Here is an 18,949-nt window from a genome sequence, read left to right as displayed (position 1 = left end):
GCGGGGTCGGGGGCACGGCGGGGGCACGGCCGGGTCGGGGGCACGGCGGGGTCGGGGGCATGGCCGGATCGGGGGTACGGCCGGGGCGTCGGGGGCCGCCGGTCAGGGCGGGCCGGGGACGCCGCCGGGGCCGTCCGGGCGGGCGTCGTCCTCCTGGACCAGCCGCGTCCCGCGCCGGGCCGCGCCGGGCCGGGAACGGGTGGGGTCGAGGAAGACGTACCCGATCTCCGGGAACTGCTCGGTGAGCCGGCGCTCGGCCTGGTCGGCGGCGGCCTCGATGTCGGCGCCGCTGGCCTCGTCGTCGAAGTCGACCTTGGCGGCGACCAGGATGTCCGCCGGGCCGAGGAACATGGTCATCAGGGTGTCCACCCGGTCGACGTGCGGCAGGGCGGACAGCTCGCGCTCGATCCGCCGGTGCACCCGGTCGGAGACCGCCCGGCCGACCAGCAGCGAGATGTTGCTGCGGGCCAGGATGCCGGCGACCACCAGCAGCAGCACGCCGATCAGGATCGAGGCGAGGCCGTCGTAGAGTTCGTCGCCGGTGAGGTGGGACAGGGTCAGGCCGGCGGCGGCGAGCAGCAGGCCGATCAGCGCGGCGCTGTCCTCCAGGAAGACCGCCTTGACCGTGGTGTCGGCGGTCAGCCGCAGGTAGCGGTGCGGGCTGGCGCGCCACCGGCGGGACGCGCGGCGGATCTGCCGCACCGCCCGGGCCAGCGAGATCGACTCGATGACGAAGGAGAGCGCCAGCACGATGTACGAGGCCGTGTAGTTGCCGGTGTGCTCGTGCACCAGGATGGTGGTCACGCCGTGGGTGATGGCGAAGCCGGCCCCGACCACGAAGGTGAACAGCGCGGCGAGGAACGCCCAGACGTAGCTCTCCTTGCCGTACCCGAACGGGTGCCGCCGGTCGGCGGGGCGGGCGCCCCGGCGCAGCGCCAGGTAGAGCAGCACCTCGGTGGTGGTGTCGGCGACCGAGTGGGCGGCCTCGCTGAGCATCGCCGCGGAGCCGGAGATCAGGCCGGCGACGAGCTTGGCGACCGCGATGGCGAGGTTCGCCGCGCCGGCCACCACGACCGTGCCGACGCTCTCGCTCGTGACCTCCGTCTCCGACATGCGCTTCACCCTATGGCGGCTCCCGCCGGCCCGCCCGGCGGGCGCGACGGGCCGCCGGGCGGGGTGACCGGGATCGCGCACCCGTGCGCCGCGCCCGCGCGGGTGCGCGCTCACGGCGTGCGGGCTGCTAGCGTTCTCCACGTGTCGCGGACCCGTACCGAACGCCTGGTCAACCTGGTGATCTGTCTGCTCTCCACGCGACGGTTCCTGACCGCCGCGCAGATCGCCGCGACCGTGCCCGGCTACGAGCACGATCCGGACGACGCCAAGGACCACGAGGCGTTCCAGCGCAAGTTCGAGCGGGACAAGGCGGAGCTGCGGGAGCTGGGGGTGCCGCTGGAGACCGGGACGGCCAGCGTCTTCGACGCCGAGCCCGGCTACCGGATCGCCCACCGGGAGTACGCGCTGCCGGACATCCCGCTGGAGCCGGACGAGGCGGCCGCCGTGGGCATCGCCGCCCGGCTCTGGCAGCACGCCGGGCTGGCCGCCGCCGCGTCGTCCGGGCTGGCCAAGCTGCGCGCCGCCGGCATCGCGGTGGACCCGCAGGCCACCCTCGGCCTGGAGCCGATGGTGACGGTCGACCCGGCGTTCGCCCCGCTGACCGCCGCCGCCCGGGACCGCCGGGAGGTCACCTTCGACTACCGGGTGCCCGACCGGGACGCCCCGACCCGCCGCCGGCTGCAGCCCTGGGGCGTGGTCTGCTGGCGCGGCCGGTGGTACGTGGTCGGCCACGACCTGGACCGGGCCGCCACCCGCTGCTTCCGGCTCTCCCGGGTGGTGGGCGCGGTGCGCGCCACCGGCGAACCCGGCGCGTACCAGCCGCCCGCCGGGGTGGACCTGATCAGTCACGTGGCCCGCTGGTCCGGGCCGGTGGAGCGGACCGGGCGGGCCACCGTGCTGGTGGCGCCCGGCCGGGCCGCCGGGTTGCGCCGCTGGGCGGTGGAGTCCACCGCCGGGCCCGACGGCGACCGGCTCGTCCTGCCGTACGCGGAGGCGGACTTCCTGGCCGGCCAGCTGACCGGGTACGGCCCGGACGTGCGGGTGCTGGACCCGCCGGAGGTGCGCGAGGCGGTCATCCAGCGGCTGAAGGAGATCGCCGCCCGGCACGACGAGCTGGCGGTGGCCGGGGGAACCCGGTGACCCGCCCGGCGGCCCGTGCCGGCCGCACCTCGGCGGACCGGCTGGCCCGGCTGCTGAACCTGGTGCCCTACCTGCTGGCCCGCCCCGGCATCGAGATCGCCGAGGCGGCGTCCGACCTCGGGGTGACCGAGAAGCAGTTGCGGGAGGACCTGGAGCTGCTCTGGGTGTGCGGGCTGCCCGGCTACGGTCCGGGTGACCTGATCGACATGGCGTTCGACGGCGACCGGGTCACCATCACCTACGACGCGGGCATCGACCGGCCGCTGCGGCTCACCCCGGACGAGGCGCTCGCGCTGGTGGTGGCGCTGCGGATGCTCGCCGAGACCCCCGGGGTGGCCAACCGGGAGGCCGTCGAACGGGCCCTGGCCAAGATCGAGGACGCGGCCGGTGACCTGGCCGGCGCGCCGGTGGAGGTGCGGCTGCCCGGCGACACCGCCCGGGCGCGCGAGCTGCGCGCCGCCGTGGAGCGGGGCCGGGCGCTGCGGATCACCTATTACACGGCGGCCCGGGACGAGACCACCGAGCGGACCATCGACCCGCTGCGGATGCTGATGGTCGGCGGCCGGGCGTACGTGGAGGCGTGGTGCCGCCGGGCCGAGGCGGTGCGGCTGTTCCGGGCGGACCGGATCGACGCGATCCGCGAGCTGCCGGAGGCGGCCGTGGTGCCGCCGCAGGCCCGCCCGCACGACCTCAGCGACGGGGTGTTCCGCCCCTCGCCCGACCTGCCGCTGATCACCCTGCGGATCGGCCGGGGCGAGCGGTGGATCACCGAGTACTACCCGTGCGAGCGGGTCGAGGCCGACGGCGAGCAGTGGCTGGTGTCGCTGCGGGTCACCGACCTGGGCTGGGCCCGGCGGTTCGTGCTGGGGCTGGGCTCGGACGTGACGGTGCTGGCCCCGGCGGAACTGGCCGAGCAGGTCCGCGCCCAGGCGGTGGCGGCGCTCGACGCGTACGCCACGCCGGGCCGCGCCGACCCGGCGGCGGCCGGCGTCCGGGAGTAGGGTGACCGCCGTGGTGACCTGGATCGTGCTCGGCGTCGTGCTGTTCGCCCTCGTGGTGCTGGCCCTGGCCGTCCGGCCGGTGCTGGCCCGGCTGCCCCGGCTGCGCCGGGCGGCGCTGGCCCTGCAACGCCAGCAGGCCGGCGCGACGGCGCTGCAGTCCGCGGCCGAGGCGCTCCAGGAGCGGGCGGTGGCGTTGCAGGAGCGCGCGGCCGAGGCGCAGCAGCGCACGGCGCTGATCAAGGCAAAGCGCGGAAAGTGATCGACAACGGTCGGTTCCCTGCTCGGTAGCTGCGCGTTCCGCGGGGCTTCGCGCACGATCGCGCCGCCGCGGGTGGTTGACGGGACGCGGCGAGTTGGTCGAGACTTCACCGGCCGGTCCCGCACCGAGGGACCCGGCGGGGGTGGCAAGCCTCGTCGACGCACGTACGATGGGCTGCGACCATCCCTCACCACACCTGAGCGACTGGAGCTTTCCCATGGGTGCCCTCAAGCCGTGGCACATCGCCGTACTCGTGGTCGTGCTGATCCTGCTCTTCGGCGCGAAGCGGCTCCCCGACGCGGCCCGTTCGCTGGGCCGCTCGCTGCGGATCATCAAGGCCGAGACCAAGAGCCTGCACGAGGACGGTGACCTGGCCGAGAAGGCCGACGCGCAGGCCGGCTACCAGCCGCTCCCGCCGCAGGCCGCCCCGCAGCAGCAGTACGTGCAGCAGCCGCCGCAGCAGCAGTACGCCCAGCCGGTCGACCCGGTGCAGCGCATCCGCGAAAACTGATCCGAGAGGGCCTCACCACCGTGGCCTTCGGGTTGAAGAAGCGCGGCCCGAGCACCTTCGAACGGGCCGCCGATGGCTCGATGACGCTCATGGAGCACATCCGTGAGCTGCGCAACCGACTGTTCCGGGCGTCGCTGGGCATCGTCGTCGGTCTGATCGCCGGTTTCTGGCTGGCCGAACCGGTCTTCATGCTGCTCAAGCGGCCGTACTGCCGGCTGCCCGACACCACGAACGCCGAGGGGAAGTGTCAGGACCTGCTGGCGCTGGCGCCGACGACGGGTTTCCTGCTGACGGTGAAGCTGGCGCTCTGGCTCGGCCTGATCATCGGCGGGCCGGTCTGGCTCTACCAGCTCTGGGCGTTCATCGCACCGGGCCTGCACCGGCACGAGCGCAAGTGGGCGTACGTCTTCGTGGCGATCGCCGCGCCGCTGTTCGCGGCCGGCGGGGTGCTGGCCTACTTCGTGGTCGACAAGGGCCTCGGGTTCCTCATGGAGGCCGGTGTCGGTGGCCTGTCCAACCAGTTCGAGGTCAGCGCCTACATCGCCTTCGTGACGAACATGATCCTGCTGTTCGGGGTCGCGTTCGAGTTCCCGCTGATCCTGCTCATGCTCAACTTCACCGGGGTGGCCAGCGCGCGGCGGCTGCTCAGCTGGTGGCGTGCGGTGATCTTCATATCCTTCGCGTTCGCGGCGATCGCCACACCCGACCCGGGTCCGTTCGGCATGACGCTGCTCGCCAGCGCGCTCTCCCTGCTCTATTTCGTCGCCGTCGGAGTGGCCTTCCTCAACGACAAGCGGCGCGGCCGGGGCCGGGAGATGTACGCGGGCGTCGCGGACGACGAGGTGTCGCCGCTGGACCTCTCCGTCGAGCCGGTCGAGGCCGCCGGGCGGGTCGAGGCGACCGCGCCGGTCGGTGCGCCGCAGCCGATCACCGCTCCGGCACCGATCGAACGCCGCTACGACGACATGACCTGACCGGGTCCGGGCCGTACCGGCACGGAACGCCGCTCCCGCTCTCGGGGGCGGCGTCTTCCGTCTTCGGCCGGTGCGCCCGCGGGCCCGGCCGGGAGCCGGCCCGCCGGGCGGGCGTCATCGGCAGGTCCGGCGCGGCCCGGGTGACCGGGCCGGGCTCAGACGATCCGGAGGACGCTGCCCGGCGGCGGGGCCGGCACCGCGTCCGGGTGCAGGACTGCCGCGATCGCCTCGACGCCGTCGACCAGGCGCGGGCCGGCCCGCACGATCAGGGCGTCGGCGTCCATGGCCCAGACCTGCGCGGCGGGCAGGTGCGGGGCCACCGACGCGGCCTGCCCGGCGGCCCCGTCCAGCCGGAAGCCGCACGGGGTCACCAGCACCACCTCCGGCCCGGCGGCGGCCAGGGCCGCCCAGGTGGTCGGCGTGGACCGGGCCCCGGGATGGGCGGCCACCGGCTCGCCACCGGCGGCCCGCACCAGGTCCGGGATCCAGTGACCACCGCCGAACGGCGGGTCGATCCACTCGACGACCGCGACCCGCGGCCGCGGCCGCCCGGCCACCGCCGCGTGCACCGCGGCGAGCCGGGCCCGCAGGCCGTCCACCAGGGCCTCGGCCCGATCGGGTACGCGGGCCGCCGCGCCGACGTCGAGAATGCTGCGCAGCACGTCGTCCAGGGTGTGCGGGTCGAGCGAGAGCACGTCGGCCCGGCAGCCCAGATGCGCCACGGCGTCCTCGACCTGCCCGGACGGCAGGGCGCAGACCCGGCACAGGTCCTGGGTGAGGATCAGATCGGGGTCCAGCCCGGCCAGCGCGCCGGCGTGCAGCGTGTACAGGTCCGCGCCGGCGGCCACCTGGCTCCGGACGTACGCGTCGATCTCGCCCGGGCTCATGCCCCGGGTGTCCCGGCCGCCGACCACCACGGTGACGCCGGACCGGTGCTCGGCCGGCACCTCGCACTCGAAGGTGACCCCGACCAGGTGCTCGCCGAGGCCGAGGGCGTAGACGATCTCGGTGGCGGAGGGGAGCAGGGAGACCAGGCGCATCCCGACATCCTGCCCGCCCGCGCCCCGGCAGTCGCACCGGCCCCGCAGTTCCCTCGATCCGGCCTGCGCTTCGGGGCCCGGCGATAGGCTGAGGCGGCGCCGGACCCGGGCATCTCCGGCGGATCGCCCGGGCCGGCAGGGTGACGTCCCTGCTCGAGAGGCGGGTGCGGTGTCTGATCCGATCGAGGCGTTCTTCACGTCGCTCGCCGGGCAGGCCCCGGGACGGCTGCACCGGCGCACGGCCGGCACGATCCGCTTCGAGCTGACCGGGGGCGACGCGGTCGAGCACTGGCACCTGACGATCGCCGACGGCCGGATCGCGGTGAGCCGGCGGGAGCAGCCGGCCGACACGGTGATCCGCAGCGACCGCGACGTCTTCGACCGGATGGCGCGCGGCGAGGCCCGGCCGCTCACCGCCTGGATGCGCAACGACTTCACCGCGGAGGGCCGGTTCCGCTTCGTGGTGCTGCTGGCGCGGCTCTTCCCGCCGCCGGCGGGCCCCGGGCGACCGGGTGCCCGGCTACCGGGGCGGGCCGGTGACACGACCGGGGCGGCGGAATGACGGACAACCTGGTCCGGGTGCTGGACGGCAACATCTTCGTGCTCAGCGAGGACAACGGTGACCTCGAGGCGACCGTCGCCAACCCGTGCGGCTTCTTCGACTTCGACACCCGCTTCCTGTCCCGGTGGCGGCTCAGCCTCAACGGCGAAGGGCTGCACCCGCTCTCCATCGCCGAGCGGGACCACGTCATGCTCCGCTTCTTCCTGGTACCGGGGCGGCCGACGCACTACGTGGACGCCCGGTCCTCGGTGATCCGCGAGCGCACGATCACCGGCGGCGCCTTCGTGGAGCGGCTCACCGTGATCAACCATCACCACGAGCCGGTGGACCTCACCGTCCGGCTCGACGTGGCCAGCGACTTCGCCCCGCTGCTGTCGGTCGGGCACGAGCGCGCCCCGGCGGGCCGGTTCTACCGGCAGGTCGAGGACGGCCGGCTGCGCCTCGGCTACCTGCGCGAGCGGTTCCGGCGCGAGACGCTGGTGTCCAGCAGCGAGCCGGTCGGGGTCGACGAGCAGGGCCTCACGTACGCCCTGCGGCTGGGGCCGAAGGAGACCTGGACCACGAGCCTGCGGGTGGAGGCGCTGGTGCTCGGCCCGGACGGCCGGGACGTGCGGGACCTGCTGGACCGGCCGCCCCGCCGCACCGTCGCGCAGCGGCAGGAGGACCTGCACGCGTGGCTGGCCCGGGCGCCCACGCTGAGCTGCGAATGGGACGCGGTGGCGAGCGCCTACCGGCGCAGCCTGGTGGACCTCGCGGCGCTGCGCTACTCGCCGCTGACCCTGCCGGACCAGGTCATCCCGGCCGCCGGGCTGCCCTGGGCGGCCACCATCACCGGCCGGGACAGCATCGTGACCAGCTTCGAGGCGCTGCCGGTGGCGCCCGAACTGGCCGCCGCGACGCTGCGGATGCTCGGCATCGACCAGGGCTCCGTGCGCGACGACTTCCGGGACGAGGAGCCCGGCAAGATCCTGCGCGAGTTCCGCTACGGCGAGACGGTGGCCTTCGAGGAGCACCCGGAGTCCCCGTACTTCGGCAGCGCCGACACCACCCCGCTGTACGTGATCCTGCTCGACGAGTACGAGCGGTGGACCGGCGACGCGGACCTGGTCCGCGATTTCGAGGACGAGGCGCGCGCCGCGCTGCGCTGGATCGACGAGTACGGCGACCTGCTCGGCGACGGCTACCTGCGGTACCGGCGGCGCAACCAGCGGACCGGGTGCGACAACCAGGGCTGGAAGGACTCGCCGGAGGCGATCTGCCACGCCGACGGCCGGCTGGCCGAGCCCCCGGTGGCGACCTGCGAGCTGCAGGGGTACGCGTACGACGCGAAGCTGCGCGGGGCCCGGCTGGCCCGGGAGTTCTGGCACGACCCCGGCTACGCCGACGAACTCGAGCGGCAGGCCGCGGCGCTGCGGGACCGGTTCAACCGGGACTTCTGGATCGCCGACCGGGGTCACTACGCGCTGGCCCTGGACGGTGCCGGCGAGCAGGTCGACGCGCTCGCGTCGAACATGGGGCACCTGCTGTGGAGCGGCATCGTGCCGCAGTCGCGGGCGGCCCGGGTGGCCGCCCACCTGATGGGCCCGGAGCTCTTCTCCGGTTGGGGGGTGCGCACGCTGGCCACCGGGCAGGCCCGGTACAACCCGCTCAGCCACCACCTGGGCGCGGTGTGGCCGTTCGACAACGCGCTGATCGCCTGGGGTCTGCGCCGGTACGGCTTCACCGAGGAGGCCGGCCGGATCGCCGAGGGGATCATCGCCGTGGCCGGGCACTTCCGGGGCCGGCTGCCGGGCTCGTTCGCCGGCTACGACCGGGACCTGACCGACTACCCGGTGCGCTGTCCGACCGCCAACAGCCCGCAGGCGATGGCGACCGGCGCGCCGTTCCTGCTGCTGCGGGCCGTGCTCGGGTTGGAGCCGGCCGGGCGGCACCTGCTGATGGCTCCCCGGGTGCCGGCCCGGTTCGGCCGGGTGGAACTGCTCGACGTACCCGGCCGCTGGGGCCGCATCGACGTGATCGGCAGCGGACTGGCCCGGGACGGGCGGTGAGCGGTACCGGGCCGCGGCCCGGGGTGCCGGCGGTGCTCGTCACGTTCGGTGCCCGCCGTCGTCGGGCCCGGCCCGGTCCGTGATTGGATGGCGGCATGCGGTTGACGGTGACAGACGTGCCGGAGCGGGAGCGGTTCGAGGCACGGGACGAGAGCGGGACGACGGCCGGGTTCGTCACCTACCAGCTGACCGGCACGATCATCGCCTACACGCACACCGAGGTCGACCCGGCGTTCGAGGGCCAGGGTGTCGGATCGACCCTCGCCCGCGCCGTGATGGACGACGCCCGGGAGCGGGGGCGCACGGTGGTGCCGATCTGCCCCTTCCTCAGCGGGTGGTTGGAGAAGCACCCCGAGTACGACGGGATCGTGGCCCGGTCGACCCGCCGGGCCAAGTGACCCGGGGCGGCTCGCCGGGCGCCGGTTCGGGGGTCCGCGCCATCTGGTGAGCGGGGCGGCCCGTGCCGTACGGTGCTCGCCGTGACCGCGCACGATCATGTCCCGGCCGGCCCCGTCGCCGTGCTCGCCAACCCGACCGCCGGGCGGGGCCGGCACCGTGGCCTGCTGCCCCGCCTGCTGGACCGGCTGGCTGACGCCGGCCGCCCGGTCCGGCTGCTGGAGGCGACCGGCCCGGCGGAGGCCGAGGCGGCCTGCCACGCGGCGGTCGCCGAGGGCGCCGGCGCGCTCGTCGCGGTGGGCGGGGACGGCACGGTGCACCGGGCGGTGCAGGCGGTCGCCGGCACGGCGGTCCCGTTCGGCCCGGTCCCGGCCGGCACGGGCAACGACTTCGCGGTCGACACCGGGTTCCCGGCCGACCCGCTCGACGCCGTCGAGGTGATCGCCGGCGCGTTGCGCGCGGGCCGGAGCCGCCCGGTCGACCTGGCCCGGGTGGCCGGCGTCGACGGTGCCGACCGCTGGTACGGGGCGGTGCTGGCGGCCGGGTTCGACGCGATCGTCAACGAGCGGGCCAACCGGATGCGCTGGCCGCGCGGTCCCCGCCGGTACGACCTGGCGATCCTGGTGGAGCTGGCCCGGCTGCGGCCGCGCCGCTACCGGCTGACCCTCGACGGGGTGACGCACGAGCTGGACGCGGTGCTGGTGGCGGTCGGCAACGCGGCCAGTTACGGCGGCGGCATGCGGATCTGCCCGGACGCCGACCCGACCGACGGGCTGCTGGACGTGGTGGTCGGCGGCCGGTTCGACCGGCTCACCCTGATGCGGGTCAAGCCCCGCATCTATCAGGGCACCCACGTCACCCACCCGTTGGTGCGCACGTTCCGGGCCCGCACCGTGGAGGTGGACGCGGCGGGCATCACCACCTACGTCGACGGGGAGCGGGCGCTGGAGCTGCCGGTGCGGATCAGCGCCGTGCCGGCGGCGCTGCGACTGCTGCGCTGAGCGCGATCTCCCGGTCCGGGTCGGGCGGGGTGTCGGGCGGCGCCGGGGCGGGCGCGCCGGCCCGGACCGCGCCGATGCTCGCCGCGATCACCAGGCCGATGGCCAGCACCTCCACCGGGTGCAGCGCCTGGCCGAGCACGGACCAGCCGGCCAGCGCGGCGATCGCCGGGCCGAGGCTCATCAGCACCGCGAACGTCGCGGTGGGCAGCCGCCGCAGCGCCAGCAGCTCCAGGGTGTACGGCAGCACCGAGGCGAGCAGGGCCAGGCCGGTGCCGAGCCCCAGCACCGCCGGGTGCCAGAGCCTCCCGCCGGCCCCGACCAGCCCGAACGGCAGGGTGACCAGGGCGGCCACGCCCAGCGCCAGGGCGAGCCCGTCGGCGCGCGGGAAGCGCCCGCCGACCCGGGCGGAGCAGATGATGTACGCCGCCCACAGCGCCCCCGCGCCGAGCGCCAGCCCGGCCCCGAACGGGTCGAGCCGGTCGAACCCGCCCTGGCCGAGCAGGGCCACCCCGGCCAGGGCCAGCGCGGCCCAGCACCAGGCGGCGAGCCGCCGGGCGGTGACCACCGACAGCGCCAGCGGCCCGAGCACCTCCAGGGTGACCGCCGGGCCGAGCGGGATCCGCTCGATGGCCTGGTAGAAGATCGAGTTCATGCCGGCCAGGGCCAGCCCGAAGGCGACCACGGCGGCCCAGTCGGCCCGACCGTGGCCGCGCAGCCGCGGCCGGCACACCGCCAGCATCAGCACCGCGCCGATGGCCAGGCGCAGGGTCACCGCCCCGGCCACCCCGGTCCGCGGGAAGATCAGCGCGGCGACCGCCGACCCGAACTGCACCGACAGCGCCCCGCCGAGCACCAGCCCGACCGCGCCCGCCCGGCTGGTCGAGAGGCGGCCCGGCGGGCGCGGGCGAAAGGGGCGGTCGGCCGGCATGCCCCTGACGCTATCCGTTCCTGCCAGCGGCGCCGGCGGCGGGACCGCGGGTCGTCAGGCGGGTCCGCGCCGGGCGCCGCGGGTGGTCAGGCGGGCCGGGCGCCGGCCAGCCGGTCCAGCCATTCGCCGAGCAGGGCCCGCTCGGCGGGGCTGAGCTCGGCGCCGAGCGTCGGCAGGGCGGTCCGCAGCGCGACCGCGTGCCGGACCGCGCCGGCGGTGGCGTGACCCTCGGTGCCGTCCGTGCAGACGGCGGCGAGGACGGCTTCCCGGGTGGCGACGGCGAGGGTGGCGTCGCGGTCCGCCGGCGGGGTCTCGATGAGGCTGAGGGTGACTCCCCGGGCGGCGGCGTGGAGCATGCCGGCGGCCCGCTCGACGGTGACGCGCAGCCGGCCCACCTCGGCCACCCGGATGACGAGCTGGCGGACGATGTCGCCGGCCACCCGCGCGGCGGTGGGCAGCAGACCGGGGCGGGGGTCGCCGTACATGAGGGTGTAGAAGGCGGGGTTGGCGAGCCCGAACTCGACGTGCAGGTCCCAGCCGTGTCGCAGGTCGTCCACCGGGTCGGCGGCCGGCTCGCGGTTCGACTGGGCGTGCAGGTAGGTGGCGAAGCCGTAGCTGGCGGCGGCGTCGAGCAGGCCCCGCATGTCGCCGAACTGCCGGTAGATGGTCGGCGCCTGCACCCCGGCCGCCCGGCTGACGGCGCGGGTGGTCACCGCCTCCCGGCCGCTCTCGGCCAGCAGCCGCGCGGCGGCGCGGACGATGCGGTCGCGGGACGAGTTCTCCACCCTGGCCACGATAGCCGTGTTATGCAGGTCATGTTAGCGGCGTTCCGTTATCCCGGATATCGTGATGGCGTTATCACCGATACCAGGCCGGAGGTAGGACATGAACGAGCAGCTCAGGGTCGCGATCGTCACCGGTGGCTCGCGCGGCATCGGGCGGGCGGTGGCCCAGCGGCTGGCCCGCGCCGGACAGGCCGTGGTGGTCGGCTACGCCGGAAACGAGGCGGCGGCCGAGCAGACCGTCGAGGCGATCCGGGCGGCCGGCGGCCGGGCCGTGGCGGTCCGCGGCGACGTGGCCGAGGAGGCCGACGTCCAGCGCCTCTTCGACCGCGCCGAGCACGAGTACGGCGGCGTCGACGTGGTGGTCAACTGTGCCGGGGTCATGGTCCTCGCCCCGGTTGCCGAGCTGGACCTCGCCGAGCTGGAACGGATGCACCGCACCAACGTGCGGGGCACCTTCGTGGTCAACCAGCAGGCCGCCCGCCGGGTACGCGCCGGCGGGGCGATCGTCAACGTCTCCACCTCGGTCACCCGCCTCAAGGCGCCCACCTACGCCGGGTACGTGGCGTCCAAGGCCGCCGTCGAGGCGATCGCCCTGGTCCTCGCCCGCGAGCTGCGCGGCCGGGACATCACGGTGAACACCGTCGCGCCGGGACCGACCAGCACCGAGCTCTTCCTCAACGGCAAGGACGCCGCCACCATCGAGCGGACGGCGATGGCGAACCCGATGGAGCGGCTGGGCACGCCCGAGGACCTGGCCGAGGTGGTCGCGTTCCTGGCCGGCCCCGGCCGCTGGGTGAACGGCCAGACCGTCTACGCGAACGGGGGCGCCGCCTGAGCCGGACCGGTCAGCCGCGCAGCGCGAGGTCGAGCACCCCGCCGAGCCCGTTGGGGCGGCCGGCGTCGGCGCAGGGCAGCACCAGCACCGCGCAGCCGGCCCGTACCGCGCCCGCGTCGGCCGGCGTGTCGCCCACCATCAGCGTCTGCTCCGGGTCCACCCCGAGCATCCCGCACGCCCGCAGGAAGATCCCCGGGTCCGGCTTGCAGCGCCCGACCTCGTAGGACAGCGCGTACGCGTCGACCAGCCCGTCCAGCCCCCAGGCGGCGAAGAGGGGCCGGATGTCGAAGCCGATGTTGCTGACCACGCCGACCTTCACGTCGCCCTGCCGCAGCGCCTTCAGCACCGCCTCGGTGTCCGGGTACGGCACCCAGCCCTCGGGCACCAGCAGCCGGTCGTAGAGCGCGTCGGCGAAGCCCTCGATGCCCGCGTCGACGGTCTCCGCCAGCCCGGTGAAGGCAGCCCGGTGGGCGTGCGGGTAGAGGTCACGGTCGGCCCACAGCTCGGCCAGCCGGGGCGGCACCCGGGCGGGCAGCGGGCCACCCGCCCGGCCGGCGGTGAGCAGCCGGTCCGCCAGCGACGTGGCCCGCGCCCGGTCCAGCTCCACCCCGCAGGACCCGGCGGCGGCCAACACCCAGTCCAGGGGGTCCTCCACCTGGGCGAGGGTGCCGTGGAAGTCGAGGAGCACCGCCGCCACCGGCCGGCGGGACGGGCTCGGGCGGTCGGCGTCGTCGGCGCCGCTCGAGGCGATGGGCGGTTCGGCATGGTCCGGCACGTCGTGCACCCTACCGACCCGCTCCGACCGGCCTGCCGGACGGCCTTGACCGGTGGTCGTCGGCGGCACCGATTAATCTTGACGACATGTCGAGCCCCGCCGAGCGGTACGCCGCGGCGCGCCGCCGGGCCGCGCAGGCCTCCGCCTTCCCGGCCCTGGACGAGTTCGCCCGCGATCTGGGGTTCGACCTCGACGACTTCCAGCGGGAGGCGTGCGAGGCGCTGGAGCGCGGCAGCGGCGTGCTGGTCTGCGCCCCCACCGGCGCCGGCAAGACGGTGGTCGGCGAGTTCGCCGTACACCTCGCCCTGCGGGGCGGCCCCGGCGCGGCGGCGGCTGCCGACGGAGGCGAGGGGGCGACCACCCGGCGCAAGTGCTTCTACACCACGCCGATCAAGGCGCTGTCCAACCAGAAGTACCACGACCTGATCGACCGCTACGGCGCCGAGCAGGTCGGCCTGCTCACCGGCGACAACGCGATCAACGGCGACGCGCCGGTGGTGGTGATGACCACCGAGGTGCTGCGCAACATGCTCTACGCCGGCTCGGCCACCCTCAAGGGCCTGGCGTACGTGGTGATGGACGAGGTGCACTACCTCGCCGACCGGTTCCGCGGCGGGGTCTGGGAAGAGGTGATCATCCACCTGCCCGCCTCGGTCACCCTGGTCTCGCTCTCCGCCACCGTCTCCAACGCCGAGGAGTTCGCCGACTGGCTGGTCACCGTCCGCGGCGAGACCGCCGTGGTGGTCAGCGAGCACCGGCCGGTGCCGCTGTGGCAGCACATGCTGGTCGGCAGGCGGATGTTCGACCTGTTCCACGACGCCGACGCCGCGCGCAAGCACGACGTGCACCCGGAGCTGCTGCGCTACACCCGGGACACGGTGCGCCGGCTGGAGTTGGGGGAGGGGCGCAGCGCCGGCCCCGGCGGCGGCCGGCGCGGCCCGCGCTGGCGCGGCCCGATGCGCCCGGACATCGTCGACCGGCTCGACCGGGAGGGCCTGCTCCCGGCGATCCTGTTCATCTTCAGCCGGGCCGGCTGCGACGCGGCCGTGCAGCAGTGCCTCGCCGCCGGGCTACGGCTGACCTCACCCGAGGAGCGCGCCGAGATCCGCCGGGTGGTCGAGGCCCGGATCACCGCCATCCCCGGCGAGGACCTCTCCGTGCTCGGCTACTGGGAGTGGCTCGACGGGCTGGAGCGCGGCCTGGCGTCCCACCACGCCGGCATGCTGCCGGCGTTCAAGGAGGTCGTCGAGGAGCTGTTCGTCCGCGGCCTGGTCAAGGCGGTCTTCGCCACCGAGACCCTGGCGCTGGGCATCAACATGCCGGCCCGCTGCGTGGTGCTGGAGCGCCTGGTCAAGTTCAACGGCGAGGCGCACGTCGACCTCACCCCGGGGGAATACACCCAGCTCACCGGCCGGGCCGGCCGGCGCGGCATCGACGTGGAGGGGCACGCGGTGGTGGTCTGGTCGCCGGAGACCGACCCCCGGCACGTGGCCGGCCTCGCCTCCACCCGGACCTACCCGCTGCGGTCCAGCTTCCGCCCGTCGTACAACATGGCGGTCAACCTGGTCGGCACGGTCGGCGCGGAGCCGGCCCGGGCGCTGCTGGAGTCCTCCTTCGCCCAGTTCCAGGCGGACCGGTCGGTGGTCGGCCTGGCCCGGCAGGTGCAGCGCAACACCGAGACCATCGACGCGTACGGCGCGGAGGCGGCCTGCCACCACGGCGACTTCGACGAGTACTTCGGGCTGCGGGTGGCCATCGCCGACCGGGAGCGCGCCATCGCCCGGCAGGGGCAGAGCCAGCGCAAGGCGGCGGCCGTCGCCTCGCTGGAGCGGCTGCGGGTCGGTGACGTGATCCGGGTGCCGTCGGGCCGGCGCGCCGGCCTGGCCGTGGTGCTCGACCCGGCAACCGGCGGCTTCGGCGAGCCGCGTCCGCTGGTGCTCACCCAGGACCGCTGGGCCGGCCGGGTCAGCCCCGGCGACTTCACCAGCCCCGCCGAGGTGCTCACCCGGATCCGGGTGCCCAAGCACTTCAACCACCGCTCCCCGGCGGCCCGGCGCGACCTGGCCGCGGCGGTCAGCGGCACCGGGCTGGACCGGCACGGCGGGCGGCGGGGCGGGCGGTCCCGGCAGGCCGTCGGCGAGGACCACCGGCTCAGCCAGCTCCGCGCCGAGCTGCGCGCCCACCCCTGCCACGCCTGCCCGGACCGGGAGGAGCACGCCCGCTGGGCGGAGCGGCGCCGCCGCCTGGAGCGCGACACCGAGGAGCTGCGTCAGCGGGTCGCCGGCCGGACCGGCTCGCTGGCCCGGACGTTCGACCGGATCGTGGCGCTGCTGACCGCGCGCGGCTACCTCTCCGCCGCCGGCGAGGTGACCGACGCGGGCCGGATGCTGGGCCGGATCTGGACCGAGGCCGACCTGCTGGTCGCCGAGTGCCTGCGCCGCGGGGTCTGGGACGGGCTCTCCCCGGCCGAGCTGGCCGCCGCGGTCTCCGTGGTGGTCTTCGAGGCCCGCCGGGACGTCGACGAACGGGCCTCCCTGCCGCGCGGCGCGGTCGGCGACGCGGTCGACGAGACGTTGAAGCTGTGGGGCGACATCGAGGCCGACGAGGCCGCCCGGGGGCTGGCCGTCACCCGCGAGCCGGACCTCGGCTTCGCCTGGCCGATCTACCGCTGGGCGCGGGGGGAGGCCCTCGCCAAGGTGCTGGCCAGCGGCCACCAGATCGACGGGGAGATGCCGGCCGGGGACTTCGTCCGCTGGGCCCGGCAGGTCGTCGACCTGCTCGGCCAACTGGCCGACTCCGGGGGCGCGTCGGCGGAGCTGCGCGGCACCGCCCGGCAGGCGATCGCGGCGGTCAACCGGGGCGTGCTGGCCTACCACGCCGTCGCCTGACCGTCACCGCCGACCGGGCGGCAGGTGGCGCAGCCGCCAGCCACGGTCGTGGCGTCGGTGCTGCTCGGCGGGTGGTCAGCCGCGGTCGGCGAGGGCGTCCACCAGCCGCCGGCACGAGCCGGCGAGGTTCCACCGCTGCGCCAGCTCCAGCAGCCGGTCCGGGTCGGCCGGGGCGGCCGGCAGCGCGGTGCGCAGCGCCGGCAGCGGCACGTCGGTGGCGACCCGCACCACCTTCGGCGCCACGGCCAGGTAGTCGCGCGCGGCGGCCAGCTTGGCGCGCAGCCCGGGGGCGAAGCCGCTCTCGCCGTCGTCCAGGGCGGCGAGGATCCCGTCCAGCCCGCCGTACCGCTCGATCAGCCGGGCGGCCGTCTTTTCGCCGACCCCGGGCACCCCGGGCAGCCCGTCGCTGGGGTCGCCGCGCAGGGCGGCGAAGTCGGCGTACCGGTCGGCGGGGACCCCGTAGCGGGCCCGGACCGCGGCGTCGTCGCAGTCGTCGAGCTTGGACACGCCGCGTCCGATGTAGAGCAGCCGCACCTGGCGGGCGTCGTCGACCAGCTGGAACAGGTCCCGGTCGCCGGAGACCACCTCCACCGGGCCGGGCTGGGTCACCGACAGGGTGCCGAGCACGTCGTCCGCCTCGTAGCCGGTCGCGCCGACCGCGGTGATGCCGAGCGCGTCGAGCACCTCGAGGATCATCGGCACCTGGGGGGAGAGGGTGTCGGGCACCACCTCGCCGCCCTCCGGCGCGACCCGGTGCGCCTTGTACGTCGGCAGCAGCTCGACCCGCCACGCCGGCCGCCAGTCGTAGTCGAGCGCGCAGAGCATCCGGTCCGGCCGGCGGGTGCGGACGAGCTGGGCGAGCATGTCGAGGAAGCCGCGGACGGCGTTGACCGGCTGGCCGTCGTCGGTCCTTGCCGCCGACTCCGGGATGCCGAAGTAGGCGCGGAAGTAGAGGCTGGGGGAGTCGATCAACAGGATCGGGGGTTGGTGGGCCACCTCGACAGCCTGGCACAGCCCTCCGACGGGTTGGGGGAGGCGGGAGAGCGCCCGGTCAGCCGGCCGAAACGCGCTCCCGCTCGGCCAGCTCGCCGAATGCGCAGGTCGGATCGATTTCCGGAAGGTTTTCCGAAAAACAGTCCGGAAGTTCTTGGTGGTCCCGGGTGCGGCGGCCTAGACTCCGAGCCGGGCAACTAGATCCGTGGTTGTCTATCTCGTCCCGAGGGTCCGGGCCGTCGTCGTGGCGCCTCGCCGGCGAGCGCGCAGGTGACAGGGCATCCCTGCGCGGCGTCCCACCACGTCAGGAGATCCCGGAAGGACCCTCCCGTGAGACACAGGATCAGACTGCTCGGCGCGGCCCTCGTCGCCGCCGGGCTGGCCGCGCTGGCGGCCCTCGCCGCTCCCGGCCCCGCCTCGGCGGCCGCCCTGACCGAGGTGACCAACTTCGGCACCAACCCGAGCAACCTGCGGATGTACCTCTACGTGCCGGACCGGGTCGCGCCGCAGCCCGCCCTCGTGGTGGTCATCCACTACTGCACCGGTTCCGGACCGGCGATGTACTCCGGCACCCAGTTCGCCTCGCTGGCCGACCGGTACGGCTACATCGTGGTCTACCCGTCGGTGACCCGCAGCAGCCAGTGCTTCGACGTCTCGTCCCCGCAGGCGCTGCGCCGCGACGGCGGCAGCGACCCGGTCGGCATCAACTCGATGGTCAGCTACGTCCGGCAGCGCTACAACGTGGACCCGAACCGGATCTTCGCCACCGGCACCTCGTCCGGGGCCATGATGACCAACGTGATGCTCGGTCTCTACCCGGACGTGTTCAGCGCCGGGGCGGCCTTCGCCGGGGTGCCGTTCGGCTGCTTCGCCACCACCAACGGTTCCGAGTGGAACAGCGAGTGCGCCAACGGTCAGGTCATCAAGACCGCCCAGCAGTGGGGCGACCTGGTCCGCAACGCGTACCCGGGGTACAACGGCCGGCGGCCCCGGATGCAGCTGTGGCACGGGACCAACGACGAGACGCTGCGCTACCCGAACTTCGGCGAAGAGATCAAGCAGTGGACCAACGTGCAGGGCCTGAGCCAGACCCCCACGTACACCGACAGTCCACAGTCCGGCTACACCCGCACCCGCTACGGCGGCAGCGGCGGCACCGCGCCGGTCGAGGCGATCAGCATGCAGGGCGTGACGCACAACCTGCCGGTCGACGCCGCGCAGGCGATCCGCTTCTTCGGCCTCGACGGCAGCACCCCGACGACGCCGCCGCCCACCACGCCGCCGCCGACGACTCCGCCCCCGACCACGCCACCCCCGACCACGCCGTCGCCGACGACGCCACCGCCCACCACGCCGCCGCCGACGAGCGGGTGCCGGGTCGGGTACACCGTCAACGCCTGGAACACCGGTCTCACCACGGACGTGACGATCACCAACACCTCGGCCACCCCGGTCAACGGCTGGAGCCTGGCGTTCACCCTGCCCGCGGGGCAGACCATCACCGGGGGCTGGAACGCCACGTACGCGCCGGCCAGCGGCGCGGTGACGGCCCGCAACGTCTCCTACAACGCCACCATTCCGGCCAACGGGTCGGTCAGCATCGGATTCCAGGCCACCCACACCGGTAACCCCGGCAAACCCACCTCGTTCACCCTCAACGGCACGCCCTGCGCGATCGCCTGACCGGCCACGGTCGCCGG

General features: G+C 75.1%; 18 protein-coding genes. 12 read left to right on the top strand and 6 right to left on the bottom strand.

What is annotated here, in order from left to right; translation table 11 throughout:
- Positions 1–102: 102 nt before the first annotated feature.
- Positions 103–1,113, bottom strand: a complete 1,011-nt coding sequence (locus tag ACIBPB_RS14445) for a cation diffusion facilitator family transporter (protein WP_396840064.1) — start codon at positions 1,111–1,113, stop codon at positions 103–105.
- 141 nt (positions 1,114–1,254) lie between these two features.
- Between ACIBPB_RS14445 and ACIBPB_RS14440 the strand changes: the two genes are divergently transcribed.
- The 5 genes from ACIBPB_RS14440 (at position 1,255) to tatC (ending at position 4,998) form a co-directional block, all read left to right on the top strand.
- Positions 1,255–2,253, top strand: a complete 999-nt coding sequence (locus ACIBPB_RS14440) for a helix-turn-helix transcriptional regulator (protein WP_396840063.1) — start codon at positions 1,255–1,257, stop codon at positions 2,251–2,253.
- A complete protein-coding gene (locus ACIBPB_RS14435) occupies positions 2,250–3,254 on the top strand; it encodes a helix-turn-helix transcriptional regulator (RefSeq protein ID WP_396840062.1) in 1,005 nt (334 codons plus the stop codon). Before ACIBPB_RS14440 ends, ACIBPB_RS14435 begins: the two co-directional genes overlap by 4 nt.
- A 10-nt stretch (positions 3,255–3,264) precedes the next feature.
- The gene (locus tag ACIBPB_RS14430) at positions 3,265–3,513 is read left to right on the top strand and encodes a hypothetical protein (protein WP_357323552.1); all 249 of its coding nucleotides are present in this window, start codon (positions 3,265–3,267) and stop codon (positions 3,511–3,513) included.
- A gap of 217 nt (positions 3,514–3,730) precedes the next feature.
- Positions 3,731–4,024, top strand: coding sequence for a Sec-independent protein translocase subunit TatA (gene tatA / locus ACIBPB_RS14425; protein WP_357323549.1), 294 nt, complete (start codon positions 3,731–3,733; stop codon positions 4,022–4,024).
- Positions 4,025–4,044: 20 nt separating this feature from the next.
- Positions 4,045–4,998 (top strand): twin-arginine translocase subunit TatC, encoded by a 954-nt coding sequence (gene tatC / locus ACIBPB_RS14420; RefSeq protein ID WP_396840061.1) that lies wholly within the window; start codon positions 4,045–4,047, stop codon positions 4,996–4,998.
- Between the two features lie 155 nt (positions 4,999–5,153).
- Here the strand turns inward: tatC and ACIBPB_RS14415 are convergent, their stop codons facing one another.
- On the bottom strand, positions 5,154–6,038 hold the full coding sequence (locus ACIBPB_RS14415) for an ABC transporter substrate-binding protein (RefSeq protein ID WP_396840060.1): 885 nt from the start codon (positions 6,036–6,038) through the stop codon (positions 5,154–5,156).
- A gap of 169 nt (positions 6,039–6,207) precedes the next feature.
- On the opposite strand from ACIBPB_RS14415, the gene ACIBPB_RS14410 reads away from it, so the two are divergent.
- The 4 genes from ACIBPB_RS14410 to ACIBPB_RS14395 all read left to right on the top strand — a co-directional run bounded on the left by ACIBPB_RS14410 (position 6,208) and on the right by ACIBPB_RS14395 (position 10,045).
- Entirely contained in the window at positions 6,208–6,600 is a 393-nt protein-coding gene (locus ACIBPB_RS14410; RefSeq protein ID WP_396840059.1) for an SCP2 sterol-binding domain-containing protein, read from the top strand.
- The gene (locus ACIBPB_RS14405; protein ID WP_396840058.1) at positions 6,597–8,648 is read left to right on the top strand and encodes a glycogen debranching N-terminal domain-containing protein; all 2,052 of its coding nucleotides are present in this window, start codon (positions 6,597–6,599) and stop codon (positions 8,646–8,648) included. The genes ACIBPB_RS14410 and ACIBPB_RS14405 overlap by 4 nt, the downstream gene beginning before the upstream one ends.
- 95 nt (positions 8,649–8,743) lie before the next feature.
- Entirely contained in the window at positions 8,744–9,046 is a 303-nt protein-coding gene (locus ACIBPB_RS14400; protein ID WP_396840057.1) for a GNAT family N-acetyltransferase, read from the top strand.
- A gap of 72 nt (positions 9,047–9,118) precedes the next feature.
- Positions 9,119–10,045: a diacylglycerol kinase family protein gene (locus ACIBPB_RS14395; RefSeq protein ID WP_396840056.1), complete on the top strand. Its 927-nt coding sequence runs from the start codon at positions 9,119–9,121 to the stop codon at positions 10,043–10,045.
- Here ACIBPB_RS14395 and ACIBPB_RS14390 read toward each other — a convergent pair.
- On the bottom strand, positions 10,008–10,973 hold the full coding sequence (locus tag ACIBPB_RS14390; RefSeq protein WP_396840055.1) for an EamA family transporter: 966 nt from the start codon (positions 10,971–10,973) through the stop codon (positions 10,008–10,010). The two genes, ACIBPB_RS14395 and ACIBPB_RS14390, sit on opposite strands and share 38 nt — an antisense overlap.
- Positions 10,974–11,059: 86 nt before the next feature.
- Complete coding sequence (locus tag ACIBPB_RS14385; RefSeq protein ID WP_396840054.1) at positions 11,060–11,758, bottom strand: TetR/AcrR family transcriptional regulator; 699 nt, start codon at positions 11,756–11,758, stop codon at positions 11,060–11,062.
- 100 nt (positions 11,759–11,858) lie between these two features.
- On the opposite strand from ACIBPB_RS14385, the gene ACIBPB_RS14380 reads away from it, so the two are divergent.
- Positions 11,859–12,593, top strand: coding sequence for an SDR family oxidoreductase (locus ACIBPB_RS14380; RefSeq protein ID WP_396840053.1), 735 nt, complete (start codon positions 11,859–11,861; stop codon positions 12,591–12,593).
- Between the two features lie 10 nt (positions 12,594–12,603).
- Here ACIBPB_RS14380 and ACIBPB_RS14375 read toward each other — a convergent pair whose 3' ends face one another.
- Complete coding sequence (locus ACIBPB_RS14375; protein ID WP_396840107.1) at positions 12,604–13,344, bottom strand: HAD family hydrolase; 741 nt, start codon at positions 13,342–13,344, stop codon at positions 12,604–12,606.
- Positions 13,345–13,454: 110 nt separating this feature from the next.
- Here ACIBPB_RS14375 and ACIBPB_RS14370 point away from each other — a divergent pair, with 110 nt between their 5' ends.
- Complete coding sequence (locus tag ACIBPB_RS14370; protein ID WP_396840052.1) at positions 13,455–16,256, top strand: DEAD/DEAH box helicase; 2,802 nt, start codon at positions 13,455–13,457, stop codon at positions 16,254–16,256.
- A gap of 75 nt (positions 16,257–16,331) precedes the next feature.
- Here the strand turns inward: ACIBPB_RS14370 and ACIBPB_RS14365 are convergent, their stop codons facing one another.
- Positions 16,332–17,252: a 5'-3' exonuclease H3TH domain-containing protein gene (locus ACIBPB_RS14365; RefSeq protein WP_396840050.1), complete on the bottom strand. Its 921-nt coding sequence runs from the start codon at positions 17,250–17,252 to the stop codon at positions 16,332–16,334.
- Positions 17,253–17,579: 327 nt separating this feature from the next.
- On the opposite strand from ACIBPB_RS14365, the gene ACIBPB_RS14360 reads away from it, so the two are divergent.
- The gene (locus ACIBPB_RS14360; RefSeq protein WP_396840049.1) at positions 17,580–18,932 is read left to right on the top strand and encodes a PHB depolymerase family esterase; all 1,353 of its coding nucleotides are present in this window, start codon (positions 17,580–17,582) and stop codon (positions 18,930–18,932) included.
- Positions 18,933–18,949 lie beyond the last annotated feature (17 nt).

The organism is Micromonospora sp. NPDC049836, assembly GCF_044465125.1.
GTDB lineage: Bacteria > Actinomycetota > Actinomycetes > Mycobacteriales > Micromonosporaceae > Micromonospora.
The sequence above is the reverse complement of the archived record's forward strand: the minus strand, read 5'-3'. Positions and strand labels throughout refer to the sequence as shown.